Below are 24,851 nucleotides of genomic sequence, written 5' to 3' on the forward strand. Positions count from 1 at the left end.
AGTGAAAGAAGGCGTAGGAATGAACAGAAATATTTCCATTACAATGGCAACTGAGGCAGATGCAGAAGAACTCTTGAAGGTTTACGCTTCCTATGTTACCAATACGGCCATTACTTTTGAATATGAAATACCGTCTGTAGCTGAATTTTCCCAGAGGATTAGAAACATTTTGCAGAGGTATCCCTATATTGTTGCTGTAGAAGATAATCACATTGTTGGCTATGCATATGCCTCGGCATTTAAAGAACGTGCAGCATACAGTTGGGCAGTTGAAACTACTGTGTATCTGAAGCAGGATTCCAGAGGCAAGGGCTTAGGCAGAAAGTTATATGTTGCTTTGGAGGATATCCTTAAGCGTCAGAACATTATCAACTTAAATGCCTGCATTGCATATACAGCTGATGAAGATGCATATCTCGACAATACAAGTTCTGTCTTTCATGAACATTTAGGATATACAAAAGTAGCTCATTTCACCAAATGCGGTTATAAATTCAGCACTTGGTACGATATGATCTGGATGGAAAAGATAATTGGAGAGCATTCTGGCAAGCCTGAACCCTTTATTCCAATAACAAAAATTCAAGCAATAAGTAAAAATATTTTGGATGGGGATAAATAAAATGAGAAAATTTTTATTAGTCAGCGTTCTTCTAATATTAGTGCTGGGGATTAGTGGCTGTAGTATGCAGGAAAAGAGCACAAATAGCATAGAAAATAACCTAAAAGAAATAAACAAGGGGATTGAGCAGTTTTCTGATTTAAAAAATGGCACATTAGAAGTAGAAAGCTCAATGAAATCTGTAAATAATGCTGTAGAAGCAATGGAATCCACAAAAAATACATCTACCCTGACTTTTATTTTAAAGCCGAAGGGATATGACTTTATTGAGGAAACCAAAGTTTTGTATGAAAATACTGGGCAGACTCAATATTCTGCCACAAAGCAGGTACATGGTAAGCTTTTTTTAGGTGTGCCAGTTGAACAATTAACAAAAGACAAGGCGAAGTCCTATGAGTGGCACGATTTAAGCGAGGGAAATAAAAAGCAGTACAAACCAAATGGTGCTTTAAATATGATGGCGGTACCAGCAAAGTGGCTAAGTAATGAAAAATATATTAAAGTAATCACCAAGGAAAAGGATGGTCTACTTACAAAATACACGGTGACAACAAATGATGCATTTGTAAAGTATGCTAAAGAAAATTATCACAGTAAAGACGAAAGCTATACTGTAGTGGAGCACCGCGAAACTTATTGGATTGATAAGGACGGACTTTTAACAAAGCATCAAATGTATGATGAAATTGAGTGGACAATTGACGGAATAGCAGATGACTACATTTCATATATAACAGTAGAATTGACAGGTAGAAATGATAAAGACCTCAAGGAAATTGGTGATAAATAAAAGGGGGTATGACCAATATGATTTTATATCAGTCATTGGAGAAAATAAACCATGAAACACTGCAAAAAGCATTTTTAGAGGCATTTTCGGATTATCAGGTTAAAATCGACTTGCCATTTTGGAAGTTTGAGCAAATGCTTCAAAGAAAAGGGTTTAATCCTAAGATGTCCATAGGAGCCTTTGAGAATGACCGTTTAGTAGGATTTGTCTTAAATGGGTTTAGAATGTGGAATGGAAAAGAAACGGTATATGACATTGGAACTGGTATCATAGGGGAATACAGAAGACAAGGACTAACAAGTGATATGCTTTTACATATTAAAAAGCTGCTTAAAGGCAAACGAGTGGAACAGTATTTACTTGAAGTGCTTAAAGAAAATCAAGCAGCTATCCAGCTTTACCAAAAACAAGGCTTTACGGTGGAGCGAGAGTTTTCATGTTTTCAATTAGATAAAGCTGAATTTATGTCCACCACAACCTGTAAAGTTGAAAAAACAGCTCAGCTTGATTTGGATCAACTCAAAGAATTCTGGGACTTTAAACCTTCATGGCAGAATTTGATTGAATCAATCTGTGCCATTCCGGAAGCCTTTAGCTATTTAGTAGCAAGAGTGGATGAAACAATTGCAGGGTATGGTGTTATAGACAAAAGAACAGGAGACATTCCTCAAATTGCAGTAAATAGAGACTATAGGGGTAGGGGCATAGCAGGAAGTATCCTAACCAAGCTGCTTGAAAACACAGCATCCGAGAACATCAGTGTTATCAATGTGGAGGCCGAATCTAAATCAGTTGAAAAATTCTTAAAAAAGGCTGGATTTGAGTTTGAAGTTGGCCAGTATGAGATGCTTTTGAAATTATAAAATAAAAATTATTTAATTTTCTTGTGATATAATGTGGGTATTACATTACATATAGGGAAAGGGTGTAGATTATGAGTGAAATGATTAAGAGTTATGATGGAATGCCTTTGTTCTTTAATAAAGAGGTTTCAGATAAGGATAAGGCTGTTGTAGTTATTGTACATGGCTTATGTGAACATCAGGGCAGATATGATTATTTAGCTGATACTTTTCATAAAAATGGCATAGGTACATATCGGTTTGACCACAGAGGACACGGAAGATCAGAGGGCGAAAAGTCACATTACGATGATTTTAATGAAATTTTGGATGATACCAATGTAATTGTTGATATGGCTATTGCAGAAAATCCGGACAAGCCTATATTTCTCTTGGGACACAGTATGGGGGGATATGCGGTATCTCTTTATGGAATCAAGTATTCAAATAAAAAATTGAACGGCATTATAACAAGTGGTGCATTAACCAAGGATAATGGGGGACTAATTAAAGGGGTTCCCAAGGGAATGGATTCACATACACAGCTTCCAAATGAACTGGGTACAGGAGTTTGTTCTGTTCAGGAGGTTGTTGAATGGTATGGAAAGGACCCCTATAACAATAAGGTGTTTACTGCAGGGCTTTGCTATGCTCTTTGCCAAGGTCTTGATTGGATTTCAGGCAAGGAGAAGGAATTTAATTATCCTGTGTTAATGATGCATGGCGAGAAAGACGGAATTGTTGCTGTGCAGGATACTTATGATTTCTTCGCCACAGTTTCTTCAGAAGATAAGCAAATGAAGATTTACGGAAATCTGTTCCACGAAATATTTAATGAGTATTGCCGAGATGAGGTGATAGGCGATACAGTTAACTGGGTTTTGAATAGAATATAGGTGGACTACTAGTATGACTGTGTATTTAGACAAATTTAAATTTCCAAGTGATATAGATGAGGAAAATTTTTTATCATTTGATGAAAGGCTAAAAGCAACTTGTTATTCCACCGTTTACCCCTTTATGATATTTTCTCACAAAGAACTGGAAGAATTACAGTTTGAACCCATTACATTTTTATATGGAGGGAATGGTTCTGGAAAAACAACCATTCTAAATGTTATAGCGGAGAAATTGAAAATTCAAAGAGGAACCTATTTTAATAAAAGTAACTTCTTTGATGATTATGTAGAACGTTGTGAGCAAAGGGTAATAAACAGTTCTTTTTCAACTTTGAGAAATAGCAGAATCATTACAAGCGATGATGTATTTGATTATATGCTTGATATAAGATGTGTAAATGAAAAAATTGATACAAGAAGAGAAGATATGTTTGAAGAATATATTGATACCAAATATGCTACTTTTCAGATGAAATCACTTGATGACTATGAGAAATTAAAGAGAAATAATGATGTAAAGAGACTGACATACTCTAAATATGTAAAAAGTAACTTGATGCGAAATGTGAAAGAGCAATCAAATGGGGAAAGTGCATTCTGGTTTTTTACTGAAAATATAAAAGAGAATGCATTATATCTGTTGGATGAGCCCGAAAATAGTCTTGCTGTAGGATTACAATTAAAGCTCCTAAAGTTTATAGAGGATTCTGCCAGGTTTTTTAATTGTCAGTTCATCATTGCAACGCATTCTCCTTTTTTACTATCCATAAAGGAATCAAAAATCTATGATTTAGACTCAATGCCCATAGCAGTTAGAAAATGGACGGAGCTTGAAAATGTGAGGAACTATTTTAACTTCTTCAAGGAGCATGAAGGGGAATTTTAAAACACTAAACTAATTGATTAATATTTTCTGCTTGAATGTATAGAATATTTGCTTGAATCTTTTCGTTCTGTCGGCAGCACATCTTACTGAAAAACTGCACATTAAAAAAAAAGCATCCCCGTTTGGAGATGCTTTTGGATGTATTATGTGCATATAAATGATATTAATTGGGTTCATAACGATGTGTTAAGATTCTTCTTGAGATTGCACTGATGCGCGATTTTTCTCATTGATACGCAAAACAATGTTATCCATCTCAACCTGCAAATCGATTTTATCGTTTTGAAATTCGGGAATGTCAGCGACTGTTAAAACACTACCCACCTGCATGCCATCAAGGTCAATGGTTACGGTGTCGATCATATCAGCAGGAAGAGATGCATAAGGGATTTCAAGCATAATCCTTTCCAGTATCCCCGCTATTTTATCTACGTTCTTCAACACGATATGAATAACACTGTTGACTTTTTGATCGGCTTTCAGTGCTTGAAAGCTGATGTGAACGATTTCTTGACTCAAAGTGTTTTGAACTTTTTCTTTAATCTGTACCGGGATGACTTGGTCATCAAGGGACAACCGAAGCTTGCTGCCTTCCCGCTTAAGGCGTACCAGCTTGCGCGCAATGGCTTCATCAATTTGGATAGAAATTGAATCTTGAAGCGTCCCGCCAAAAATGTTGCCCGGTACAAACCCCAAACGCCTTAAATGTTTGGTCTTTGTTGCAGTATCACGTTTTTGTACTGTAATGATATCCATGTTTTTCCCTCCTAAATGTATTAAATATTTTATATTTCAATCTACTATCACATGGTGTAGATTGAACGCCATAACTTCCCTATACAGCTAGTATGGCGGTATAGGTGATAATATAAAAAGAAGGACCTTTGAGACAACACCATACGGTGGATATCTAAAGCCCTTCTTATACAGACGGTTCTTTTTTATTTAATAATGATTTCGTTTTCATTTCCATGAGGAATATGCATCCGCAAAATACAATGTGTTTCTGAAGTACCATACAACAAGCAAAGCCTTTGCTACGGTCTAGCCCGAATACGGGAGCACACTATATTTTACAATCTATCTAATACATAAGTATTATAACATAGCCAAACAGCAAAAGCAAATCTGATTAGGAATGTGATTGGAAAGACAACCATGCTAAATGTTATAGCGTAGGAAATCGTACTTTAGATGTTTCATAAAAAAACAAAACCTTCAAAGCTAGCAACATAGTAAAAAATTATTATGTTGCTAGTATAAAGTCTTTAAAACAGAATTGCATGTAGGTCAGTAAATTTTTTTAATAAAACTTAGAGCCTAATTTTCTTGCTTTTTCTTGTATTTCTATTGGTATTTCTAATTTTGATGCTGCGCCATCAAGCACTATACTTCCTGCAATATCATATGCTCCAGCTTTCAATATAGTTTCAATAGCCCGCAGTGTTCCTTTGCTTTGATTTAGAAGGTTGCTTATAGGCGCAGGTGAGTTGCATGCAGTTACCATAGCTGCTTTTTTTCCTTTATGAAGAGGGATTGGCATCTCCAATCCGCTTGCTGCAATTTCTTCAAAACCTGTAACACAGCGATCTATAAGGGCTTTCAGCGAACCGGATATGTTTCCGAAATAAGTTGGGCTGCCAATAATTAAAGCATCTGACGAGCGAATCAGTTTTGAAACGCGATGACCGTCATCTTCAGGAAGGACACATTCATTATTCGGTCTGCATTTAAAACAGCTCAAGCAAGGACTAACATTTAAATCATAAACATTTATCCACTTAATAGTATGCTTAGGGTCAATTCCCTTTTCGATACATTTCATAATTTGGACCGTATATCCATTTTTTCTGGGTGAACCATTAAGAAATAGTATATTCATACATATATTCTCCTCTCAAGAATTGTTTAGATAGCTATATTTTAGCATTTAGATTATACTGGTACCAGTAGTGTAATTATACTAGTATAAATTCTATCATGTTAGGAGAGTGAGTGTGAATATAGCGAAACAACGATATTTAGAATTAGCAGATTTTTTGAAAACAAGACGAGCTAAGATTTTACCTTCTCAAGTCGGACTTCCCCAGGGAACACGCCGTAGAACACCAGGGTTAAGGCGTGAAGAGGTTGCACAACTGGCAGGTATAGGAGTAACATGGTACACATGGCTTGAACAAGGACGACCCATTCAAGTATCAACACAGATATTGGAGAGTTTGTCCCAGGTACTTTTACTTGACAGGAATGAACGTAATCATCTATTTACATTAGCTAGACAGCCACACCCAGTTGAATTGCCGTCATATCAGGGCGTTATTAACCCAAGTATTCAAAATGTGCTGGATAGTTTAACATTAAGTCCATCATTTATTATGGATCAAAGATGGAATGTGATTGGGTGGAATAAAGCAGCAGGTTTTGTATTTGGAGATTATAGCAAAATGAATGTGCGTGAGAGGAACATTGTATGGATGATGTTTACAAATTCCGCATACAAAAAATTATTTGTTGACTGGGAGGCTCATGCAAAGGGGATGCTGGCCAGATTTCGTATATCATGCGGTCAGTACATAGAAGATCCATGGTTTCTTGAATTCATTTCTGATTTAAAAGTGCAAAGCAAGGAATTTTATTTGTGGTGGTCTCGGCATGAAGTACAAAGCATCGGAGAAATAAATAAAAAGATTAATCACCCGATTGTTGGTTCAATTGAATTTGAATTTTGCAGTTTCGATATTTCCGATAAGCCTAATCTTAAAATGATTATAAATACGCCTTTGGCTGATACAGATACTATTCAAAAGATGAAATTATTGTTTAATATATAGGAAAGCCTCTTTTCAGAAAGCTTGAATTAGCAGAAGTGAATGATAGTTTATTATTTGAACAGGTTACAGATAAGGGTATTGAAGAGCTGAATATAAAATAGCAACAATTAGTAACCCTATATCAATGAGAAATTAGAAAACCAACGGGACGTTAAGGAGGAAATGTTCGTGAAAGAATATCTTTTAGATACAAGCAAAAGCATGCTTCGCTATCAGGATTTTCCTGGGGCAGATATGCCAATTATATTTATTCATGGGCTTGGATGTGCAGGCTCCTTTGATTATCCTGAAGTTGCGACACAAGAAGCACTAAAAAACCATCGTTGCATTCTAATTGATCTTCTGGGGGCAGGTTACAGCGATAAGCCAGAGGATTTTGGTTATTCTGTTAAAGAACATGCTGAATACTTAATGGATTTTATTGACTATTTAAGAATTAATTCCTTTATATTATTTGGACACAGTTTAGGAGGAGCAGTTGCCCTTTCTTTGGCGGATATGTGTAAAGACAGAGTACATCAGATTATCTTGAGTGAGCCCAATTTGGATAAAAGTGCTGAAGGGTCAACAAGTAAATATATTTCTGGTTTTGATAAAGAGAAATTTATTTGTCAGGGATTTAATAAATTAGTAAGAAAAAGCCAGGAAAAAGGAAATGTGATGTGGGCTGCATCATTATCAATTTGGTCTCCTAAAGCAGCATATTGTATTTCAAAATCAGCGGCAGAAGGACAAGAACCCTCTTGGAGAAAAATATTATATTCACTTGAATGTCCCAAAACATTAATTTTTGGAGAGAATTCATTACCTGATCCGGATATACATATTCTCGCAGGACACGGTGTTAAGATTGATATTGTAAAACAGGTGGGACATTCTATGGCTTGGGAAAATCCGAAGGGGTTAGCTGAGGCAATAAAGAGAAATATAGTATAGATTGATTATTAGAAAGCTCTATTGCAATTGCTCGTAACAAAGCCGATAACCTCAAAATTTAGTTGCTATATTGTCTGAGTGGTTCAAACTAGATTTCAAGGAAAAGCAAAAATAAGATTCAAAAATCCCAATAACCACATTTTAGACGCTATTGGGATTTTTACATAAATTGGTGATAAATACTAAACTAATTCATCAATATTTCCTGATTGAATGTATTGAATATTTGCTTGGATCCTTTCATAGGGCCAATCCCACCATTTAATGTTTAATAATTTTGATATGATATCATCACTAAACCTTTTCTTTATGACTTTTGCAGGGATGCCTCCAACAATAGTATAAGGCGGAACATCTTTAGCAACGACCGCTCTGGTTCCAATAATTGCACCATCGCCAATCTTCACACCTGACATAATAATCGCATCATAACCTATCCACACATCATTTCCAATGACAATATCTCCCTTATTGTCCCAAGCTTCTGTTATATGGCTGACGTCTAAATCCCATTCCTCAAAAAATATGGGAAAGGTATAAGTAGACAGTGATCTCATTGTATGATTCCCACTAGTCATGAGAAATTTGGCTTTACATGCAATAGAGCAAAATCTTCCGATGATTAAGCGGTCATTGTTTATAGGATACTGATATAAGACATTGTTTTTTTCAAAATCTCTTGGATCATGATAAAAGTCATTATATATGGTATAATCTCCAACTTTTATAGAATCTCTTGTAATGGCATTTTTTAGATAAATAGTTTGAGTGTCATTACTTCTTGGATATAGTTTATTTGAATCTGGAATAATCATATTTAACTCTCTCCTTCTTATTTTGTTATTTTCTGATTATCCCACTATTACAATGCATCTTCTCATAGAATCACTCCTCAAAATATCTTTAGTTATAGCCTAGCATCTATCTACTATTTCGTTAGATTCCGCACACTTCTCCAAGTACTCTGCCGATAGAATCGTAGATAACCAGGTTAGCTTTATGGTCATACTGTGTTTCTGATTTATTAATGAGAACTAGGTTTTTCCCGTGGAAGTAGTTGATAAGACCTGCGGCAGGATAAACCACCAGAGATGTACCTCCTACAATCAAAGTATCGGCTTTTGAGATGGCATCAACTGCACCCTGAACTACATCATCGTTTAAACATTCTTCATAAAGCACCACGTCAGGTTTAACGATGCCTCCACATTTTTTACATACAGGAACAAGAGTCTTTAAACCTTCCTTATCTTTACAGTTTTCAGGCTGCATGACATATTCTAATTCATAAAATTCATTACATCTCATGCAGTTGTTTCTAAGTACAGAGCCGTGAAGCTCATATACTATCTTACTGCCGGCCAGCTGATGCAGTCCATCTATGTTCTGAGTAACTATAGCTTTTAGTTTACCTTCACCTTCCAGTTTAGCAAGTGCAAGATGAGCTTTGTTCGGTTTGGCATCTGTATAAATCAAATTATTCTTATAATAATCATAGAAAGTTTCTAAATGATTATTGAAAAAACTGTGAGAAAGCATGGTCTCAGGTGATTGACCGTATTTCTGTACCGCATTGTAAAGACCACTTTCAGACCGGAAGTCGGGTATATTACTTTCAGTGGAAACCCCTGCGCCTCCAAAGAAAACTATATTTTCACTGTCATTTATAATTTCCATTAACTGTTCTATTTCTTTATTCATGAAATCATCTCCTATAATGACCTTCCATTAATATTTGTGAAACAAATTGATGGAAGGTTAGATACTAAAAAATCCAAAATAAAATTTGCAGACTTTTATCGTAGTACATATTAACTCTATTATGACATAAAGACAGAAAAAGTAAAATATATTATTGAATGTATCTGATTTATGTTAGCTAAGTATTTAAAGGATGTGTTTTTATGAATTATCAACAACAGAATTTAGTTTTTTCAGGGGGAGGGATATTAGGCATTGCTTACATAGGTATGTTAGACTATCTGTACAAAATTAAACTTATACCTGACATTCAGCGGGTAGCGGGGTCTTCAGCCGGGGCAATTGCAGCCTGTATTACATCATTCAACCTTCCTTTTAAGGAAACCAAAGCAATGGCAGATTCTCTTGATTATAGTAAAGTTCCATCAACTAGTGACCCTCATGAACCAAAAAATTTCACTAAGTCTGAAGAAACGCAATTAAATAAAGTATTTGGAAATATAGAATGTGTATACAGGCTTATCAAAAGGTATGGCTGGTACTCCTCTATTTACTTTTATGATTGGATCAGGCATCAAATAGCCAATCAGTTTGATGCCACAAAAAAGACTCCACCATATACTTTTACAGATTTTATGAATCCAGACATACATAAAGATGGCCGTAGGTTTAAAGAGCTTTATATTATAGGGACAGATATGTCCAATAAAACATCTAGCGTTTTTTCTGCGGTAGATACCCCTCATATGGAAGTAGCAGAAGCTGTTCGAATTTCTATGTCAGTTCCTCTATTTTTTGAAGCGGTTAAGAGTTTTGAAACCAAAGACGATTTAATAGATATGCCTAGGATTTACTCAGATGGAGGAATTATGTATAATTACCCGATCACTCTTTTTGATAAGGATTGCCCTTCAGATGAAACATTAGGAGGATTATTTAATAGTAATGTCCCACCTGCACAGATTAAACACTTAGTTGATTTTATTGTAAATCTAATTTCTTGTACCGCATCTATTCAGACACAGATTTCTTATAATACTCCCGCAAACATGAAACGGAGTATACAAATTTTTACTGGAAACATTTCTTCTTTAGACTTTAATGTAAAAACTGGAGACGAAACCTATACTTTTTTATATGAACAAGGGTATAAAGCGGCAGAAAAATATTTTAATGCGCTATTTAGTTCATAGATAAACTTCCTAAAAACTGGAGCAAGACCACGCAAAAAATGTGTGGTCTTGTTTCAGTTTATTAAAAGTACAACAAATTATGGAGTTCGGCTGACTTTACCTAGATTTAACATTCCTTTACAAAGCTTTTACTCTTATCCGCTTTTTAATTTAACATTGTGAATATACTATGTGAATGTAGACAAAATAAGGATGTAATTAATGCCATAGAAATGGCGCGAGGTAAAGGAGAAAAATGAAATGAAAAAAGGATTAAAGAAGTTTTTAGCACTTGCAGCAGTAACAGCCCTTATAGTAACAAGTTTAACGGCCTGCGGCGACAAGGGTAATTCTGATGAACCAGATAAAGTGCTAGCAGATAATGATATTTCAGTTGTATCAAGAGAAGATGGTTCTGGGACAAGAGGTGCATTTATAGAGTTGTTTGGAATCGAAGAAAAGAATGATGCAGGAGAAAAAATAGATCATACAACAGAGGAAGCAAGCATTACAAATAGCACCTCCGTAATGATGACCAATGTAGCGGGAGATACGTATGCCATTGGTTATATCTCACTAGGTTCATTAAATGATACAGTGAAAGCAGTTAAAATTGATGGAGTAGCCCCTAGCGTAGAAGCAATTAAAGATGGAACGTATAAAATTGCAAGACCATTTAACATTGCAACGAAAGCTGGGCTGAGTGGTGTGGCACAGGATTTTGTTAATTATATCATGAGTGCTGAAGGGCAGGCAGTAGTTGAAGATAATGGATACATTTCAACTGGTCAGCCAGCTGCTTTTGCCGGAACTATGCCAAAAGGAAAAATCGTAGTTGCAGGTTCTTCGTCAGTAACTCCTGTTATGGAAAAATTAAAGGAGGCGTACTTAGCAGTTAACCCAAATGCATCCATTGAAATTCAGCAGAGTGACTCAACAACTGGTATGACGTCAGCAATAGATGGTATTTGTGACATTGGTATGGCGTCAAGAGAGTTGAAGGACACTGAAATTAAGGGTGGATTGAAAGCAACTGTAATTGCCATGGACGGTATTGCGGTCATAGTAAATAAAGACTTTATAGTAGACGATTTAACAACAGAACAAGTAAAATCAATCTTTACAGGTGAAGTAACAAATTGGTCAGAGGTTATAAAATAGTATGAAGAATTTTAAAGAAATCTTTATGAAATGCATATTTCTTGCAGCTGCTTGCACTTCGGTGCTGGCAGTTGCACTGATATGCATCTTTCTGTTCGCAAATGGTATACCAGCGATGAAAGAAATAGGAGTATTTGATTTCCTTATGGGACAGAAGTGGAAACCGTCCAATGATATTTACGGTATTCTCCCTATGATCTTAGGAAGCATATATGTGACAGCAGGAGCCATCATCATAGGCGTACCGATTGGTTTGCTTACAGCGGTATTTATGGCAAAGTTTTGCCCAAAAGCAATATATAAGCCGCTCAAAGCTTCAACAGAACTGCTGGCTGGGATTCCCTCCATCGTATATGGTTTCTTTGGATTAGTCGTATTAGTCCCTTTTATAAGAGCAAACTTTGATGGCAATGGGAGCAGCATTTTTACTGCATCTATTCTACTTGGAATAATGATTCTTCCAACGATTATTGGAGTAAGTGAGTCGGCTATCCGTACAGTACCAGAACATTACTATGAAGGGGCCTTAGCATTGGGTGCCACTCATGAAAGAAGTATTTTCTATGTAGTGCTCCCGGCGGCAAAATCAGGTGTTATTGCTGGAGTCGTACTAGGAATTGGACGTGCTATTGGTGAAACCATGGCCGTAATGATGGTCGCAGGAAATCAGGCAAGAATGCCGGCAGGGCTGTTTAAAGGGGTACGAACTATGACAACAAACATAGTCATAGAGATGGGATATGCAGCAGAGCTCCATCGAGAAGCACTGATTGCCACCGCAGTAGTTTTGTTTGTTTTTATACTTATTATAAATTTATCTGTATCCCTTTTGAACAGGAGGAATCTAAATGGAGGCAATTAGGCAGAACATAAACCCAATCAATAAGGTGGGGATAAAAGAAAAAATAAAGGCCTATTTAAGAAATCCTGTTTCATTGGGATTATTCTTACTAGTTGTGACAGCAGCAATTATAACCTTTGTGGTACTAATTTTCTTAATTGGATATATTCTTATAAAGGGGATACCCAATTTAACACCAAGTTTGTTTGCTTTCAAATATAACACAGAAAATGTATCACTGATGCCAGCGCTTATCAATACGATTATAATGACTTTTATCTCCTTATTGATAGCAGCACCCTTAGGCATCTTCTCTGCAATTTACTTAGTAGAGTATGCCAAGAGGGGAAATAAATTTGTAAATCTGATTAGAATTACAGCAGAAACGTTAGCAGGGATACCTTCCATAGTATATGGATTATTTGGGATGCTATTCTTTGTAACTGCCCTCCATTGGAGCTATTCTATTATGGCGGGAGCATTTACTCTTGCCATAATGATATTGCCTTTAATCATGCGTACTACTGAAGAGGCGCTTAAGGCTGTGCCTGATACCTTTAGGGAAGGCAGCTTTGGGTTGGGAGCAGGTAAACTTCGTACAGTATTTGTAATCGTTCTACCTACAGCAGTGCCTGGAATTCTGGCAGGAGTAATACTTGGAATTGGTCGTATAGTGGGGGAAACAGCAGCGTTAATTTATACAGCAGGAACTGCTCCAGATATTCCGGAAAATTTAATGAGTTCGGGAAGAACTCTAGCCGTGCATATGTATTCCTTATCAAGTGAAGGTTTGTATATGGATCAGGCATATGCTACAGCTGTAGTGTTGTTAATAATAGTGGTAGTGATCAATACGCTTTCAGGATTTATTGCAAAAAGAATTGCTGCGCGTTAAGAGGTAGAGAAAAGGATAAATTATGGATAAAATAAAAGTTAATAATTTAGAATTATATTATGGAGATTTTAAAGCGCTAAAGAACGTAAATCTGGCATTACCCGAGAAGGAAATAACAGCATTTATAGGACCAAGTGGCTGCGGAAAGTCAACATTACTTAAATCCCTGAATCGTATGAACGACTTAGTGGAGGGCTGTAAGATAACAGGAGAGGTGCTTCTTGATAATCGGGACATATATGGAAGCATGGATATAAACTTGCTTAGAAAACGGGTTGGAATGGTATTTCAAAAACCAAATCCATTTCCAATGAGTATATATGATAACATAGCTTTCGGACCTAGAACCCATGGAATAAAGTCCAAGAGCAAGCTGGATGACATAGTAGAAAAATCCTTGAGAGATGCAGCTATTTGGGATGAGGTTAAAGATAGGCTGAAGAAGAGTGCATTGGGAATGTCAGGAGGCCAGCAGCAGAGGCTTTGTATAGCAAGAGCGCTTGCAGTTGAGCCAGAGGTGCTTTTAATGGATGAGCCTACTTCAGCTCTGGATCCTATATCTACCTCAAAAATTGAAGACTTGGCCATGGAACTGAAAAGGAAATATACGATTATAATGGTTACTCATAACATGCAGCAGGCAGCACGTATTTCTGATAAAACCGCGTTTTTCCTCTTAGGTGAAATAATTGAATTTGGAGATACAGAAGAGTTATTCTCAGTTCCGAAGGATAAGAGGACAGAGGATTATATAACCGGAAGATTTGGATGATTTCTTTTATTAAAGAGTGGAATATGATAAAATACAAGGAGGAGCAATGGTGCGAAATAGATTTGATACGCAGCTGAGTTTATTAAATACGGAAATTATTGAAATGGGAGCTTTGTGTGAAGAAACCATTAGTGATGCGGTTAAGGCGCTTATTGAAAATGATAAGGAACTGGCAAAGAAGACAATTGAGGCGGAAAAACAAATTGATCAGAAAGAAAAAGATATAGAAGCTTTATGCTTAAAGCTTTTGTTACAACAGCAGCCTGTTGCAAGAGATTTAAGACTTATTTCAGCAGCTTTAAAAATGATTACGGATATGGAAAGAATAGGGGATCAGGCGTCAGATATTGCAGATATCGTTTTAATTGCAGATTTATCTCTTCCAAGAGATTTTAAAGACATTAAACTAATGGCAGAAGCTACTATTAAAATGGTAACAGAAAGTGTAGAAGCTTTTGTGCAGAGAGACTTAGTTCTTGCCAAAGAAGTAATTGCTTATGATGATGTAGTCGATAACCTTTTTGATGTGATAAAGAATGAAGTGATAGATATTATTGCACATATGCCTAAGCAGTCAAAAGAAGAACAAAATAAAATGGGAATTGATGTAATAGACATTTTAATGATAGCAAAATATTTTGAACGTATAGGAGACCACGCTACAAACATAGCAGAGTGGGTAGAGTTTTCCATTACAGGAACACATATAGATAACGAGGAGTAGTGTATGATATTTTGTGTTGAAGATGACAGCAGTATAAGGGAATTAGTTGTGTATACTTTAAGAAATACAGGATTTGAGGCGGAAGGATTCACAGAAGGTACGGAAATGTTTTTAGCGTTGTCTAATCCAATGCCTGAATTGATACTACTGGACATAATGCTTCCTGGTATGGATGGTATTGAGATATTAAAAAGACTAAAAGGTAATAAAGCAACAAAGGATATTCCAGTTATAATGCTTACAGCTAAAGGTACAGAGTATGATAAGGTCATAGGACTTGACAATGGCGCAGATGACTATGTGACGAAGCCCTTTGGAATGATGGAGTTAATATCCAGGGTTAAAGCTGTTTTAAGGAGAGTACAGCCAAAGGAGTATAGTGGACAGTTGTCCTGTGGGGATGTTATTCTTAATGTAGAAAAACATTTGGTTACTGCAGCAGGTGTGCAGATCCTATTGACGCTTAAGGAGTTTGAAGTACTACGTTTTTTAATGGAAAATAGGGGCTTAGTTTTGTCAAGAGATATTCTTTTGGAACGCATCTGGGGTTATGATTTTGATGGTGAGACCCGTACAGTTGATGTTCATGTAAGAACATTAAGACAAAAGCTGGGAGACAGTGGGCAGATTATAGAAACCATTCGAGGAGTCGGGTATTTAGTTAAGGAAAATTAAAAGGAGTATGTAGAATGAAAACAAAAATATATAAAAACTTTTTTTTCCTTTCAGCAATTGCTATCATCATAACAACAATGATGATTTCTTTTGTTATGTACAAAGGCTTTTATAAAGATATGCAGGTTGGGGTAGAGCAGGATGCAAAATACATTGCTGCAGCAGTGAACTTAAATAGTGAAACCTATTTGCAAGAAATTAAAAACATGAAAGGTGACCGTATAACTCTTATTGATTCTAAAGGAGTGGTCCTATTTGATAATAGACAAAAACCTGAACATATGGAAAATCATTTAGACCGGCCGGAAGTTGCAGAAGCCAGTAAAAGTGGTACGGGGGAAAGTGTCAGAATGTCTGACACAATAGGACAGCAGACTTTTTATTGTGCAATAAGGCTTAACAATGGGGATATCATTCGAGTAGCCAATACAACTTCCAATGTATATACAATGGAAGCTGAAAATATTCCCTATGTGATTATTGTCTGTGCTGTCATGTTGACAATCATTTTAATTTTAGCTAAGCGACAAACTTCCTCAATTGTTGCCCCTATTAACAATTTGGATTTAGACGATCCTTTATCCAATGAAGTTTATGCTGAATTTTCACCATTGCTTAGAAAATTGGAACAACAAAATAAGCTTATAGAACAGACCTTTTCCATACTAAATAAGGAAAGAGAAGAATTTAAATCAATAACGCAGAACATGAATGAGGGGTTAATTGTATTAAATTCTATGGGAGAAATGTTAGTTGTAAACCAGAGGGCTGCTGAAATCTTTGGGAAGATAGTGGAAGGACATTATCTTACACTAAACAGAAGTGCTGAATTTAGGGAAGTTGCTGAAAAAGCGCTGAGTGGTGTAGCGGCGGAGAGCAGTTTAAAGCAGGATGGAAGGTTATATCATTTAATGGCAACACCTACATTTTCTCAAGATAAGAAAAATGCGAAGCCTGAAGGTGTCGTGGTGCTTGCACTGGATATTACAGAAAAAGAAGAAACGGAGCAAATCAGGAGAGAGTTTTCTGCAAATGTATCCCATGAGCTAAGAACGCCGCTGACATCTATCTCAGGGTATGCTGAAATTATTAAAGAGGGCATTGCTAAGCCTGAGGATATAAACGATTTTGCAGCAAAGATATATAATGAGGCGAAAAGAATGATATCTTTGGTTGAAGATATCATGAAGCTGTCTAAACTAGACGAAGGGGTTATGGAATTACCTGCTGACACCGTAGACTTACACATGGTTTGCCAGGATGTGATAGAACGGCTTAAAGAGAAAGCGCAAAATGCAGAAGTTTCCATTGAATTTGAAGGAGTACCCGGGGTTCATGTAATAGGTGTAAAAGCAATGTTAGATGAATTGGTATTTAATCTGTGTGAGAATGCTATAAAGTATAATAATAAAGGTGGAAAAGTGAATGTTAAGCTAACGAATCATCCAGTTAAACTGGCAATCGCTGATACGGGTATTGGTATTGCACAAGAAAACCAAAAGCGAATCTTTGAACGGTTTTACCGAGTGGATAAAAGTCATTCTAAAGAAACGGGAGGCACAGGTCTTGGACTTTCCATTGTGAAACATATCATAAAACAGACGAATGCAAGTATTAACTTAGAAAGTGAACTAGGAAAAGGAACAATAATAGAAGTTAAATTTTAAGATAATGAAAAGGCTTGTTCGCCAGACAACTTAGAAGTAGTTGCGTGGTTGAACAAGCCTTTTCAATTAATAGGTTATATGTAATTAATTGTTGTATTCAGCTCTTTGTTCAGGTGAAAGCTGATCCATAAGATCCTTTCTGCCAATGCCTAAGAAAATTGATACAATCATGACAGCAAGCATGGTGTAGCAATAAAATGCAAACGGCATAACATCAAAGGCGGTAATTGGATTTGAACTATCCGCCGCAAAGCCGAGAGTGTATACCATTGCAGGTGTCCAAGGCAGGCAATACACAAAGGTATTGGACTGACCATCCATAAGATTTGCAGTTCTGTAAGGACTGATACCATGTTTTTTAGAAAGCGGTTTTGCAAAGGAAGCTCCAACAGCAAGTATTGCAGGGGCATTTAATCCCATTAAAGCGGAAAGCGCTATAATCATAAGAGAAATGGTGATTTCTGCACTGAATGCATTTTTTGCAACCTTTCCTAATGCATTAAGTAAACAAACATCCCCTTCACCTTGTCGCATAATAGATATTGCGCCAAATAATAGCAGGGCTAAGATACAAACTTGCAGCATGCTTGCTATGCCATTATAAATAACACCATCTACAGTTCTGTCCAGGCCTTCTCCTGAAACGGATATAACTGCTGGAACCTGAGGATTCGCCACATCAATCTGAATAAAGTCGAACAAGCCGAAAGCACAGGCTACGACAATCCCCACAACAGTACCAATTGTAGTTGCAATAATGATATCTCCTGTTTTAATTGCGATATAAATAGTAAGGATAACAGGGAAAAACATAGTTAAAACCATAGGATTGTATTCATAAACAGAAGTTACTGCGCCTCCACCTCCACTCATGATTCCAGCGACAACGATGCAGATAATTGTAAGAACACCAGCTGCTATAGAATATTTTAAACGGGAACGTACAACACCAGGAACATCTACCCCCTGAGAAGTGGCAGAACAAATCGTGGTATCTGAAACAGGAGCCAGATTATCTCCAAAGGCTGCCCCTGAGATGATTGCACCTGCAATTAGTCCAGGATTTGCTCCCAAAGCAATACCGGCAGGATAAAGAACTCCCATCCCTGCGGCAATTGTACCAAATCCAGTACCGGAGGCTGTTGCAAATATGGCGGAGGCAATAAAAACAATAACAGCAAAAACTGTACTATCAACACCAAGGTTTGCGGCAATACCCGCAACCCCACTGGCTAATCCGGACATACGAAGAATTCTGGAAAATACTCCGGCGAAAATCCAACACACTACAGGGATGATTGCTTCTTTACTAGCCATGCCGTCTATAATTGCACTTGCGTAGTGTCGCTTATCCTTAGCTAGAAAAAAAGGAATAAGCAATGCACTAAAAGCAGGAACCCAAAGTGCTCCGTCAGAAATAGAACCCCATATGAAAGTAGTAAGAATAATTAGTACTAAAAAAACAATAAAGGGTAAAAATGATATCCATGGGCCACCATAAAATTCTAGGCGTTTTTTCTGTTCCATATTAGAACCTCCTTATCAAATTTAAAAAAATAACAAATATAACTATGTAAATATTAAAAGCAAACTTTGTGCCAAAAAAATAACAGTACTATTTTGTCTGAATTGCACGTTTTTTCGAAAAATTAGTACTAAAAAATAAATAGTGGAGAAAAATTACTAGGAAAAAAATTTCCATGTGGCAAAAAAATGCCTAGCGGTTTTTGTTAAATATGGTTTTAAGACACCTTGAAATACATATAAAAAGCCCATATAATGAGGGTATTAGTTAAACAAGAAAGAGTAATTAGGAGTCGGCAAATGCAACATCAAATATTTAAATCAGGTAGTCAGACTACAGAAAAATGGAAAAGAAGAAGAGTGGGTTTCATTAGTGCTGTTTTAGCCTGCCTACTGATTGCAGGATTCTTTGTTTGTATGTCACAGGAACAGATTAACAAGCAAAAGGATCAAAAGATTTTAAAAAAATATTTAAGAGAAGGCGTGTTTATTTACGGAGCAGATAAAAGTGCGCCTCCATTACGGTTTATAGATGAGGACGGGACATATAAAGGTGTAGTAGTTGATTACATGAATCAATTATCATTGGAATTGGGAGTAGAAATAAAGGCCGTGCCTTATCAATGGCAGGGTGCACAAGAAGCACTAAAGAACGGAGATACTGATTTTGCGGATATGTTTATAAATTCAGAACGTGCCAAGTACTTTGCGTTTACAGATCCTATTTACAATCTTCGTACAGTTCTTGCGGTCAGGGTGGGAGAAGAATACACGCTGGCTGATGTAAAAAATATGGTCATTGCTACTCAAAAAGGGGATTACGCAATTGGGTATTTAACCAAGAATTATCCAGAAGCAAAACTGGTTCTTGTAGAGGATGTTGCAGAAGGATTAAAGCTTTTAAGCGAGAAAAAAGTGGATGCAGTTATTGGTGATGAGCCAGTTGTTTATTATTATATAGAGAAACAAAAAGAAGGCAGTCAGTTTCAGATGATTAATACGGCTTTATACGAGAAACCGGTTGTATTAGCACTTCCAAAGTCTAAGGCGGAAATTGTACCTATCGTAAATGAAGCCATTAAACAAATTAATAGAAAAGGACTTCTTGAAAAAATACAGCAAAAGTGGTTTGGAATATCCACACCATTATTGAGAACTACTGGAAATATATTATGGTTGAAAATTCTTACTGCATGCGTAGTTGTGGTTGTGATCTGGCTGCTTCTAATGCTGCATAACAATAAGAACCTGAAGAAGCTGGTAAAAGAGCGAACGCATGAGCTGGAAAGCAGCAGAAACGAACTACAGATTATTTTTGATGGAATACCAGAATTTATCGTTGTATTATCAGGAGATAAAAAGGTTACAAATGCTAATCAAGGATTATTAAGTTATTTAGGATTAAAAAGTGAAAATATAAATACAAAGTCATGTGAATATATTATTCATGGGTTTTGCGGAGAGTGCCTTAACTGCATTGTTGATCAATGCATAGAGGTAAACAAAGAGGTGAAAAGGGAAGTATCTTACAACGGAGAGATTTATGAAATGATTGCTTATCCTTTAGAGGCTGCAGAAGGTACTCTTGTAATGTTCAGAAATGTTACTGTGGACATAATAAAGAGAAAACAGTTATTGCAATCCAGAAAGATGATAGCTGTGGGTCAGCTTGCAGCAGGAATGGCCCATGAAATCAGAAATCCTTTAGGTATAATCCGAACACAAAGCTTTTTACTTCAAAAAAATAAGGAACTGCCGGCAAATGCACAAAAATCATTGGAATTTATAGATGAAAGTGTTCGTAGAACTGGAAAAATTATTGATAATGTCATGAACTTCTGGAGAGAAAGTGATGATAGTGTTGAAGAAGTAAATTTATATGAAAACATTCAAAACATATTGGAACTACAGAATGAGTATATAAAAAAGAAAAGAATTCAAGTTGCTGTGGATTGTGATAAGGCAATCCATATATATAGTAATGGGGAAACCCTGAAACATATACTTATAAATCTTATTTCAAATGCTGTTGATGCCATGGAAAGGCATGGAAGGATATATATAAAGGGTTATATAAGACAAAGAGAAGTAATAATTGAGTGTCAGGATTCAGGAGCCGGTATAGAGGAGAAGGATTTAGAAAATATTTTTAATCCTTTTTTCACCACAAAAGACCCGGGTAAGGGAACAGGACTGGGATTGTTTATTGTATATTCTGAAGTCGAAAAGTTATCGGGGACCATAGAGGTAAAAAGTTCTATTGGAAATGGGACAACATTTATTATAAGAATACCTGCGGGACGAAAGGAACAATAATGGAAGTTAATAATAATTTGTTTAAAATATTAATAGTAGATGATGAAGAGGATTATAGAGAAACTTCAAAAATGCTGCTTGAAGAATTTGGTTACAGAGTAGAAACGGCAGCTTCTGGAGCTGAGGCACTAAAAATAATGGAGATTGAATATTACCCTCTCATTATTACGGATATTAGAATGGGTGGACTTAACGGAATAGAATTTTTACAGAAAGTTAAAAGTATCTATAACCAGAATGTAGAAGTAATCATGGTAACAGGATATGGTAGTGTTGAAACTGCCGTACAAACTATGAAAATGGGAGCATTTGGTTATTTTATTAAAAGTCATAATCCAGAAGAGTTAATTTTGGAGATAGAAAAAGCTAAAGATGTAATTGATTTAAAAAGATTAAACAACTTACATAAAGAAAGTAGAGAACAAAACTATTTAGTAAATAGTAAAAATATAAAAATGCAGAAAGTTTGGAATCTGGTAGAAAAAGTAGCTGAGTCAAATGCAAATATTCTCATAACAGGGGAGTCGGGTGTGGGTAAAGAGATCATTGCCAATAAGATTCATACCGCAAGCTCAAGAAGGAATAAGCCTTTTGTCCCTATTAATTGTCAGCATTATCCGGATAAATTAATTGAATCAGAATTATTTGGGCATGAAAAAGGAGCGTTCACAGGGGCTGTTGCAAGACGTCTTGGGAAACTGGAGGAAACCAACGGGGGAACGATATTTCTTGATGAAATTGGAGAGATGGATTTAGGGACTCAGGTGAAGCTTTTACGTGTGTTAGAGAACCATGTAATTGAGAGGATCGGCTCAAACCGTTTAATTACAGTAGATTTCAGGCTAGTCTCAGCCACTAATAGAGATATTTATGCAGCGGTTGAAGAGGGACTGTTTAGAAAAGATTTCTTATATCGAATAAATACTATTGAAATTGATGTACCTCCACTTAGGGAAAGACCTGAAGATATTGAAGATTTAATAGACTTTTTCATAGCAAAGTTTGCAAAACAGACGGGGAAAAAAATTATTGGCATTGAGCCAGAATCAAAGGCCATATTAATGAAATATAAATATCCTGGAAACGTACGAGAACTTAAAAATATTATAGAAAGAATGATTATTCTTTCTAATGAAGGAATACTGACTCTTGATAATAAGAAAGCTTATGGCATAAATACAATACAATATGCGCAGGAGGTTTCCCATGCGGTGACGAGTTTATCTTATAAGGAGGCAAAACAGGAGTTTGAAAAGCAATATATAACAGGCATGATAGCTGCATGCGATGGAAATATTACACATGCTGCTGAAAGAATGGGGATGAGCAGAAGGCAACTTTTTAATAAAATTGCAGAGTATGGTATAAAAAACAGCTAATTATTTGTTTTTACCAATAAAATGGTAAAAAACGCAACTGGGGTGGATTAATTAAATTGAAAGTATTAAAATATAAAAGATGGATAAAACTAAATTAATTATTGTTTAATTGATAGAACCTGACCAAATGTAGTTTGTACAGAGCAAGGCCAGATTATTAAAGGGAGGAAATCTATTATGAAAAAGAAACAGGAGTTACTGATTGACTTTATTAGTCAGTTTGATGAGCATCCATTCACCGTTGAAGTGGGGGGAGAAAAACATCTGATAGGCAAAGGAGAATCAACTTTTACAGTAAAAGTAAATAAGCCTATAGATATAAAAGAGCTGACTATAAGCACCTCTATTGCATTGGGTGAAGCCTACATGAGAGGTGACATTGAAATTGAAGGAGACTTGTATACTGCACTAAATAATTTCCTTGGTCAGCTAGGAAAATTCTCTACAGATACTAAGGCCTTAAAAAAACTAATGCTTACATCAAAAGGAAAAAAGAATCAAAAGAAAGAAGTTTCCGCACATTATGACATCGGTAATGACTTCTATGAATTGTGGCTGGATGAGTCCATGAGCTATTCGTGTGGTTATTTTAAAAAGAAGAGAGATACACTTTATGAAGCTCAGATGAATAAAATTCATCACATTTTAGATAAACTGAGCTTGAAAGAGGGTATGCACTTATTAGATATTGGCTGCGGCTGGGGCCAGCTGCTGATTGAAGCAGCTAAAAAATATAAGATTAAAGGCTTAGGAATCACATTAAGCGAGGAACAATATAAAAAGTTTAACGAAAGAATAAAAGAAGAGGATTTGGAAGAATACCTGACAGTAGAAATTATGGATTATCGTGATTTGCCAAAGCTAAAAACTTCTTTTGACAGGATAGTAAGTGTAGGGATGATAGAACATGTGGGCAGAGATAATTACAATCTGTTTATGTCCAGTGTAGATAAAGTGCTAAAGCCTTCTGGCTTATTTTTATTGCATTATATAAGCGGTATGAAGGAACATCCGGGTGATGCGTGGATGAGAAAATATATATTTCCAGGAGGAATGTTACCAAGCTTGAGAGAAATTATAAACTTATGTGCAGATTACAATTTCTGTATACTTGATGTAGAGAGCTTAAGGAGACATTATACAGAAACTTTACTACGATGGGATAAGAATTTTAATGATCATAGAGCAGAAATTGAAGAGAAAATGGGGATAGAATTTACGCGGATGTGGGACTTATACCTTTGTGCCTGTGCAGCTACGTTTAATAGAGGCGTGATAGGATTACATCAGATTTTAATTTCCAAAGGTGTAAATAACGAACTTCCTATGACTAGATGGTATTAAAAACTGTGTGTGCCTGCTACATTTTTTTCATGGATAAAATAGGATATTGGTGATAGTATTAATAGTAATCGGATTAAAAAGGAGAAAGATAATATTTATGAATATTTTAGTTGCCAATGATGATGGGATAAAAGCAAAAGGCATTTTTGAACTTGTAAAAGCTCTATCTACAGCCGCAGATGTTTATGTGTGTGCACCCCATGTAGAGAGAAGTGCGGCAGGCCACAGTATTACAGTAAGACAAGGACTTGAGGCAAAAGAAGTTTCCTATGAAAATGCTAAGCTTGCCCTTGAAATAAATGGAACTCCAGCAGATTGCGTAAAATTAGGTGTTTTGATTTTGCAGGAAAGGGGTATAAAAATAGATATGGTTTTTTCCGGAATAAACCACGGAGGAAATCTGGGTACGGATACCCATTATTCAGGTACGGTCTCAGCAGCTATTGAAGGCTGTATTTGTGGAATTCCATCAGTTGCTGTCTCTGTAGAGGGCCATAGACCAAAGCACTTTGAAGTGGCTGCAGAACTGGCTGTACAAACATTGCAGAAGTCGGTTGGAAGACTTGATGGAAAAACGGTATTAAATATAAATTTGCCCGATGTCTCCAGGCATGAACTTAAAGGGGTAAAAATTACAACTTTAGGGCCTAGAGAATATGATGGGTGGTTTCAGAACAAGCCGGCTGAAGACAGCGGAGAGCCCCAATATTGGTATAGCGGCAAGCCCGTGGTATATGATAATCTGCCGGAACATTATGATGTAATAGCTGTACAGGATGGATTTGCCTCAATTACTCCACTGCATTATGATTTTACAAATTATGAGCTAGTTGATGAAGTAAAAAGCTGGGGTATAGAATGATAAAAGGAAAGA

General features: G+C 36.2%; 24 protein-coding genes. 19 read left to right on the plus strand and 5 right to left on the minus strand.

Annotation, left to right across the window (positions count from 1 at the left end):
• Window positions 1-19: 19 nt before the first annotated feature.
• From RTW14_RS11945 to RTW14_RS11965, 5 genes are all read left to right on the plus strand, one after another.
• A complete protein-coding gene (locus RTW14_RS11945; RefSeq protein WP_312651635.1) occupies window positions 20-622 on the plus strand; it encodes a GNAT family N-acetyltransferase in 603 nt (200 codons plus the stop codon).
• A gap of 1 nt (window position 623) precedes the next feature.
• Window positions 624-1,412 (plus strand): hypothetical protein, encoded by a 789-nt coding sequence (locus RTW14_RS11950; RefSeq protein ID WP_312651640.1) that lies wholly within the window; start codon window positions 624-626, stop codon window positions 1,410-1,412.
• Between the two features lie 17 nt (window positions 1,413-1,429).
• Entirely contained in the window at window positions 1,430-2,275 is an 846-nt protein-coding gene (locus RTW14_RS11955; RefSeq protein WP_312651643.1) for a GNAT family N-acetyltransferase, read from the plus strand.
• A 71-nt stretch (window positions 2,276-2,346) separates the two neighbouring features.
• The gene (locus RTW14_RS11960; protein ID WP_312651646.1) at window positions 2,347-3,150 is read left to right on the plus strand and encodes an alpha/beta hydrolase; all 804 of its coding nucleotides are present in this window, start codon (window positions 2,347-2,349) and stop codon (window positions 3,148-3,150) included.
• A gap of 13 nt (window positions 3,151-3,163) precedes the next feature.
• On the plus strand, window positions 3,164-4,039 hold the full coding sequence (locus RTW14_RS11965; RefSeq protein WP_312651649.1) for an AAA family ATPase: 876 nt from the start codon (window positions 3,164-3,166) through the stop codon (window positions 4,037-4,039).
• A gap of 186 nt (window positions 4,040-4,225) precedes the next feature.
• On the opposite strand, the gene RTW14_RS11970 is transcribed toward RTW14_RS11965, so the two are convergent.
• Both RTW14_RS11970 and RTW14_RS11975 read right to left on the minus strand, forming a co-directional pair.
• Complete coding sequence (locus RTW14_RS11970) at window positions 4,226-4,795, minus strand: 50S ribosomal protein L25/general stress protein Ctc (protein ID WP_312651652.1); 570 nt, start codon at window positions 4,793-4,795, stop codon at window positions 4,226-4,228.
• Between the two features lie 547 nt (window positions 4,796-5,342).
• Window positions 5,343-5,921 (minus strand): flavodoxin family protein, encoded by a 579-nt coding sequence (locus tag RTW14_RS11975; RefSeq protein ID WP_312651655.1) that lies wholly within the window; start codon window positions 5,919-5,921, stop codon window positions 5,343-5,345.
• 115 nt (window positions 5,922-6,036) lie between these two features.
• On the opposite strand from RTW14_RS11975, the gene RTW14_RS11980 reads away from it, so the two are divergent.
• Window positions 6,037-6,870, plus strand: a complete 834-nt coding sequence (locus RTW14_RS11980; RefSeq protein ID WP_312651657.1) for a helix-turn-helix transcriptional regulator — start codon at window positions 6,037-6,039, stop codon at window positions 6,868-6,870.
• 168 nt (window positions 6,871-7,038) lie between these two features.
• Window positions 7,039-7,806, plus strand: coding sequence for an alpha/beta fold hydrolase (locus RTW14_RS11985; protein ID WP_312651660.1), 768 nt, complete (start codon window positions 7,039-7,041; stop codon window positions 7,804-7,806).
• 182 nt (window positions 7,807-7,988) lie between these two features.
• On the opposite strand, the gene RTW14_RS11990 is transcribed toward RTW14_RS11985, so the two are convergent.
• Together RTW14_RS11990 and RTW14_RS11995 are read right to left on the minus strand one after the other, a co-directional pair.
• The gene (locus RTW14_RS11990) at window positions 7,989-8,621 is read right to left on the minus strand and encodes a CatB-related O-acetyltransferase (RefSeq protein WP_312651663.1); all 633 of its coding nucleotides are present in this window, start codon (window positions 8,619-8,621) and stop codon (window positions 7,989-7,991) included.
• A 121-nt stretch (window positions 8,622-8,742) separates the two neighbouring features.
• Window positions 8,743-9,507: an NAD-dependent protein deacylase gene (locus RTW14_RS11995; RefSeq protein ID WP_312651666.1), complete on the minus strand. Its 765-nt coding sequence runs from the start codon at window positions 9,505-9,507 to the stop codon at window positions 8,743-8,745.
• 203 nt (window positions 9,508-9,710) lie between these two features.
• Between RTW14_RS11995 and RTW14_RS12000 the strand changes: the two genes are divergently transcribed.
• The 8 genes from RTW14_RS12000 (at window position 9,711) to RTW14_RS12035 (ending at window position 17,414) form a co-directional block, all read left to right on the plus strand.
• Window positions 9,711-10,700 carry a patatin-like phospholipase family protein gene (locus tag RTW14_RS12000; RefSeq protein ID WP_312651669.1) on the plus strand — a complete coding sequence of 330 codons (990 nt, stop codon included), beginning with the start codon at window positions 9,711-9,713 and terminating at the stop codon, window positions 10,698-10,700.
• Window positions 10,701-10,940: 240 nt separating this feature from the next.
• The gene (locus tag RTW14_RS12005; RefSeq protein WP_312651672.1) at window positions 10,941-11,840 is read left to right on the plus strand and encodes a substrate-binding domain-containing protein; all 900 of its coding nucleotides are present in this window, start codon (window positions 10,941-10,943) and stop codon (window positions 11,838-11,840) included.
• Between the two features lies 1 nt (window position 11,841).
• Window positions 11,842-12,702, plus strand: a complete 861-nt coding sequence (pstC, locus tag RTW14_RS12010) for a phosphate ABC transporter permease subunit PstC (RefSeq protein ID WP_312651675.1) — start codon at window positions 11,842-11,844, stop codon at window positions 12,700-12,702.
• Window positions 12,689-13,576 carry a phosphate ABC transporter permease PstA gene (gene pstA, locus RTW14_RS12015; RefSeq protein ID WP_312651678.1) on the plus strand — a complete coding sequence of 296 codons (888 nt, stop codon included), beginning with the start codon at window positions 12,689-12,691 and terminating at the stop codon, window positions 13,574-13,576. The genes pstC and pstA overlap by 14 nt, the downstream gene beginning before the upstream one ends.
• A gap of 22 nt (window positions 13,577-13,598) precedes the next feature.
• A complete protein-coding gene (gene pstB / locus RTW14_RS12020) occupies window positions 13,599-14,348 on the plus strand; it encodes a phosphate ABC transporter ATP-binding protein PstB (protein WP_312651681.1) in 750 nt (249 codons plus the stop codon).
• Between the two features lie 49 nt (window positions 14,349-14,397).
• On the plus strand, window positions 14,398-15,072 hold the full coding sequence (phoU, locus tag RTW14_RS12025) for a phosphate signaling complex protein PhoU (protein ID WP_312651684.1): 675 nt from the start codon (window positions 14,398-14,400) through the stop codon (window positions 15,070-15,072).
• A gap of 3 nt (window positions 15,073-15,075) precedes the next feature.
• Window positions 15,076-15,747: a response regulator transcription factor gene (locus tag RTW14_RS12030; RefSeq protein ID WP_312651687.1), complete on the plus strand. Its 672-nt coding sequence runs from the start codon at window positions 15,076-15,078 to the stop codon at window positions 15,745-15,747.
• 14 nt (window positions 15,748-15,761) lie between these two features.
• Window positions 15,762-17,414 carry a sensor histidine kinase gene (locus tag RTW14_RS12035; RefSeq protein ID WP_312651690.1) on the plus strand — a complete coding sequence of 551 codons (1,653 nt, stop codon included), beginning with the start codon at window positions 15,762-15,764 and terminating at the stop codon, window positions 17,412-17,414.
• An 84-nt stretch (window positions 17,415-17,498) separates the two neighbouring features.
• Here the strand turns inward: RTW14_RS12035 and RTW14_RS12040 are convergent, their stop codons facing one another.
• On the minus strand, window positions 17,499-18,941 hold the full coding sequence (locus RTW14_RS12040) for a Na+/H+ antiporter NhaC family protein (protein ID WP_312651694.1): 1,443 nt from the start codon (window positions 18,939-18,941) through the stop codon (window positions 17,499-17,501).
• A gap of 297 nt (window positions 18,942-19,238) precedes the next feature.
• Here RTW14_RS12040 and RTW14_RS12045 point away from each other — a divergent pair, with 297 nt between their 5' ends.
• The 4 genes from RTW14_RS12045 to surE all read left to right on the plus strand — a co-directional run bounded on the left by RTW14_RS12045 (window position 19,239) and on the right by surE (window position 24,839).
• Entirely contained in the window at window positions 19,239-21,254 is a 2,016-nt protein-coding gene (locus tag RTW14_RS12045; RefSeq protein ID WP_312651696.1) for a transporter substrate-binding domain-containing protein, read from the plus strand.
• Entirely contained in the window at window positions 21,254-22,633 is a 1,380-nt protein-coding gene (locus RTW14_RS12050; protein ID WP_312651698.1) for a sigma-54-dependent transcriptional regulator, read from the plus strand. Before RTW14_RS12045 ends, RTW14_RS12050 begins: the two co-directional genes overlap by 1 nt.
• A gap of 177 nt (window positions 22,634-22,810) precedes the next feature.
• A complete protein-coding gene (locus tag RTW14_RS12055; protein ID WP_312651700.1) occupies window positions 22,811-23,977 on the plus strand; it encodes a cyclopropane-fatty-acyl-phospholipid synthase family protein in 1,167 nt (388 codons plus the stop codon).
• Window positions 23,978-24,074: 97 nt separating this feature from the next.
• The gene (gene surE / locus RTW14_RS12060) at window positions 24,075-24,839 is read left to right on the plus strand and encodes a 5'/3'-nucleotidase SurE (protein WP_312651702.1); all 765 of its coding nucleotides are present in this window, start codon (window positions 24,075-24,077) and stop codon (window positions 24,837-24,839) included.
• The last annotated feature ends 12 nt before the right edge of the window (window positions 24,840-24,851 follow it).

The organism is Aminipila sp. (assembly GCF_032051575.1).
GTDB lineage: Bacteria > Bacillota > Clostridia > Peptostreptococcales > Anaerovoracaceae > Aminipila.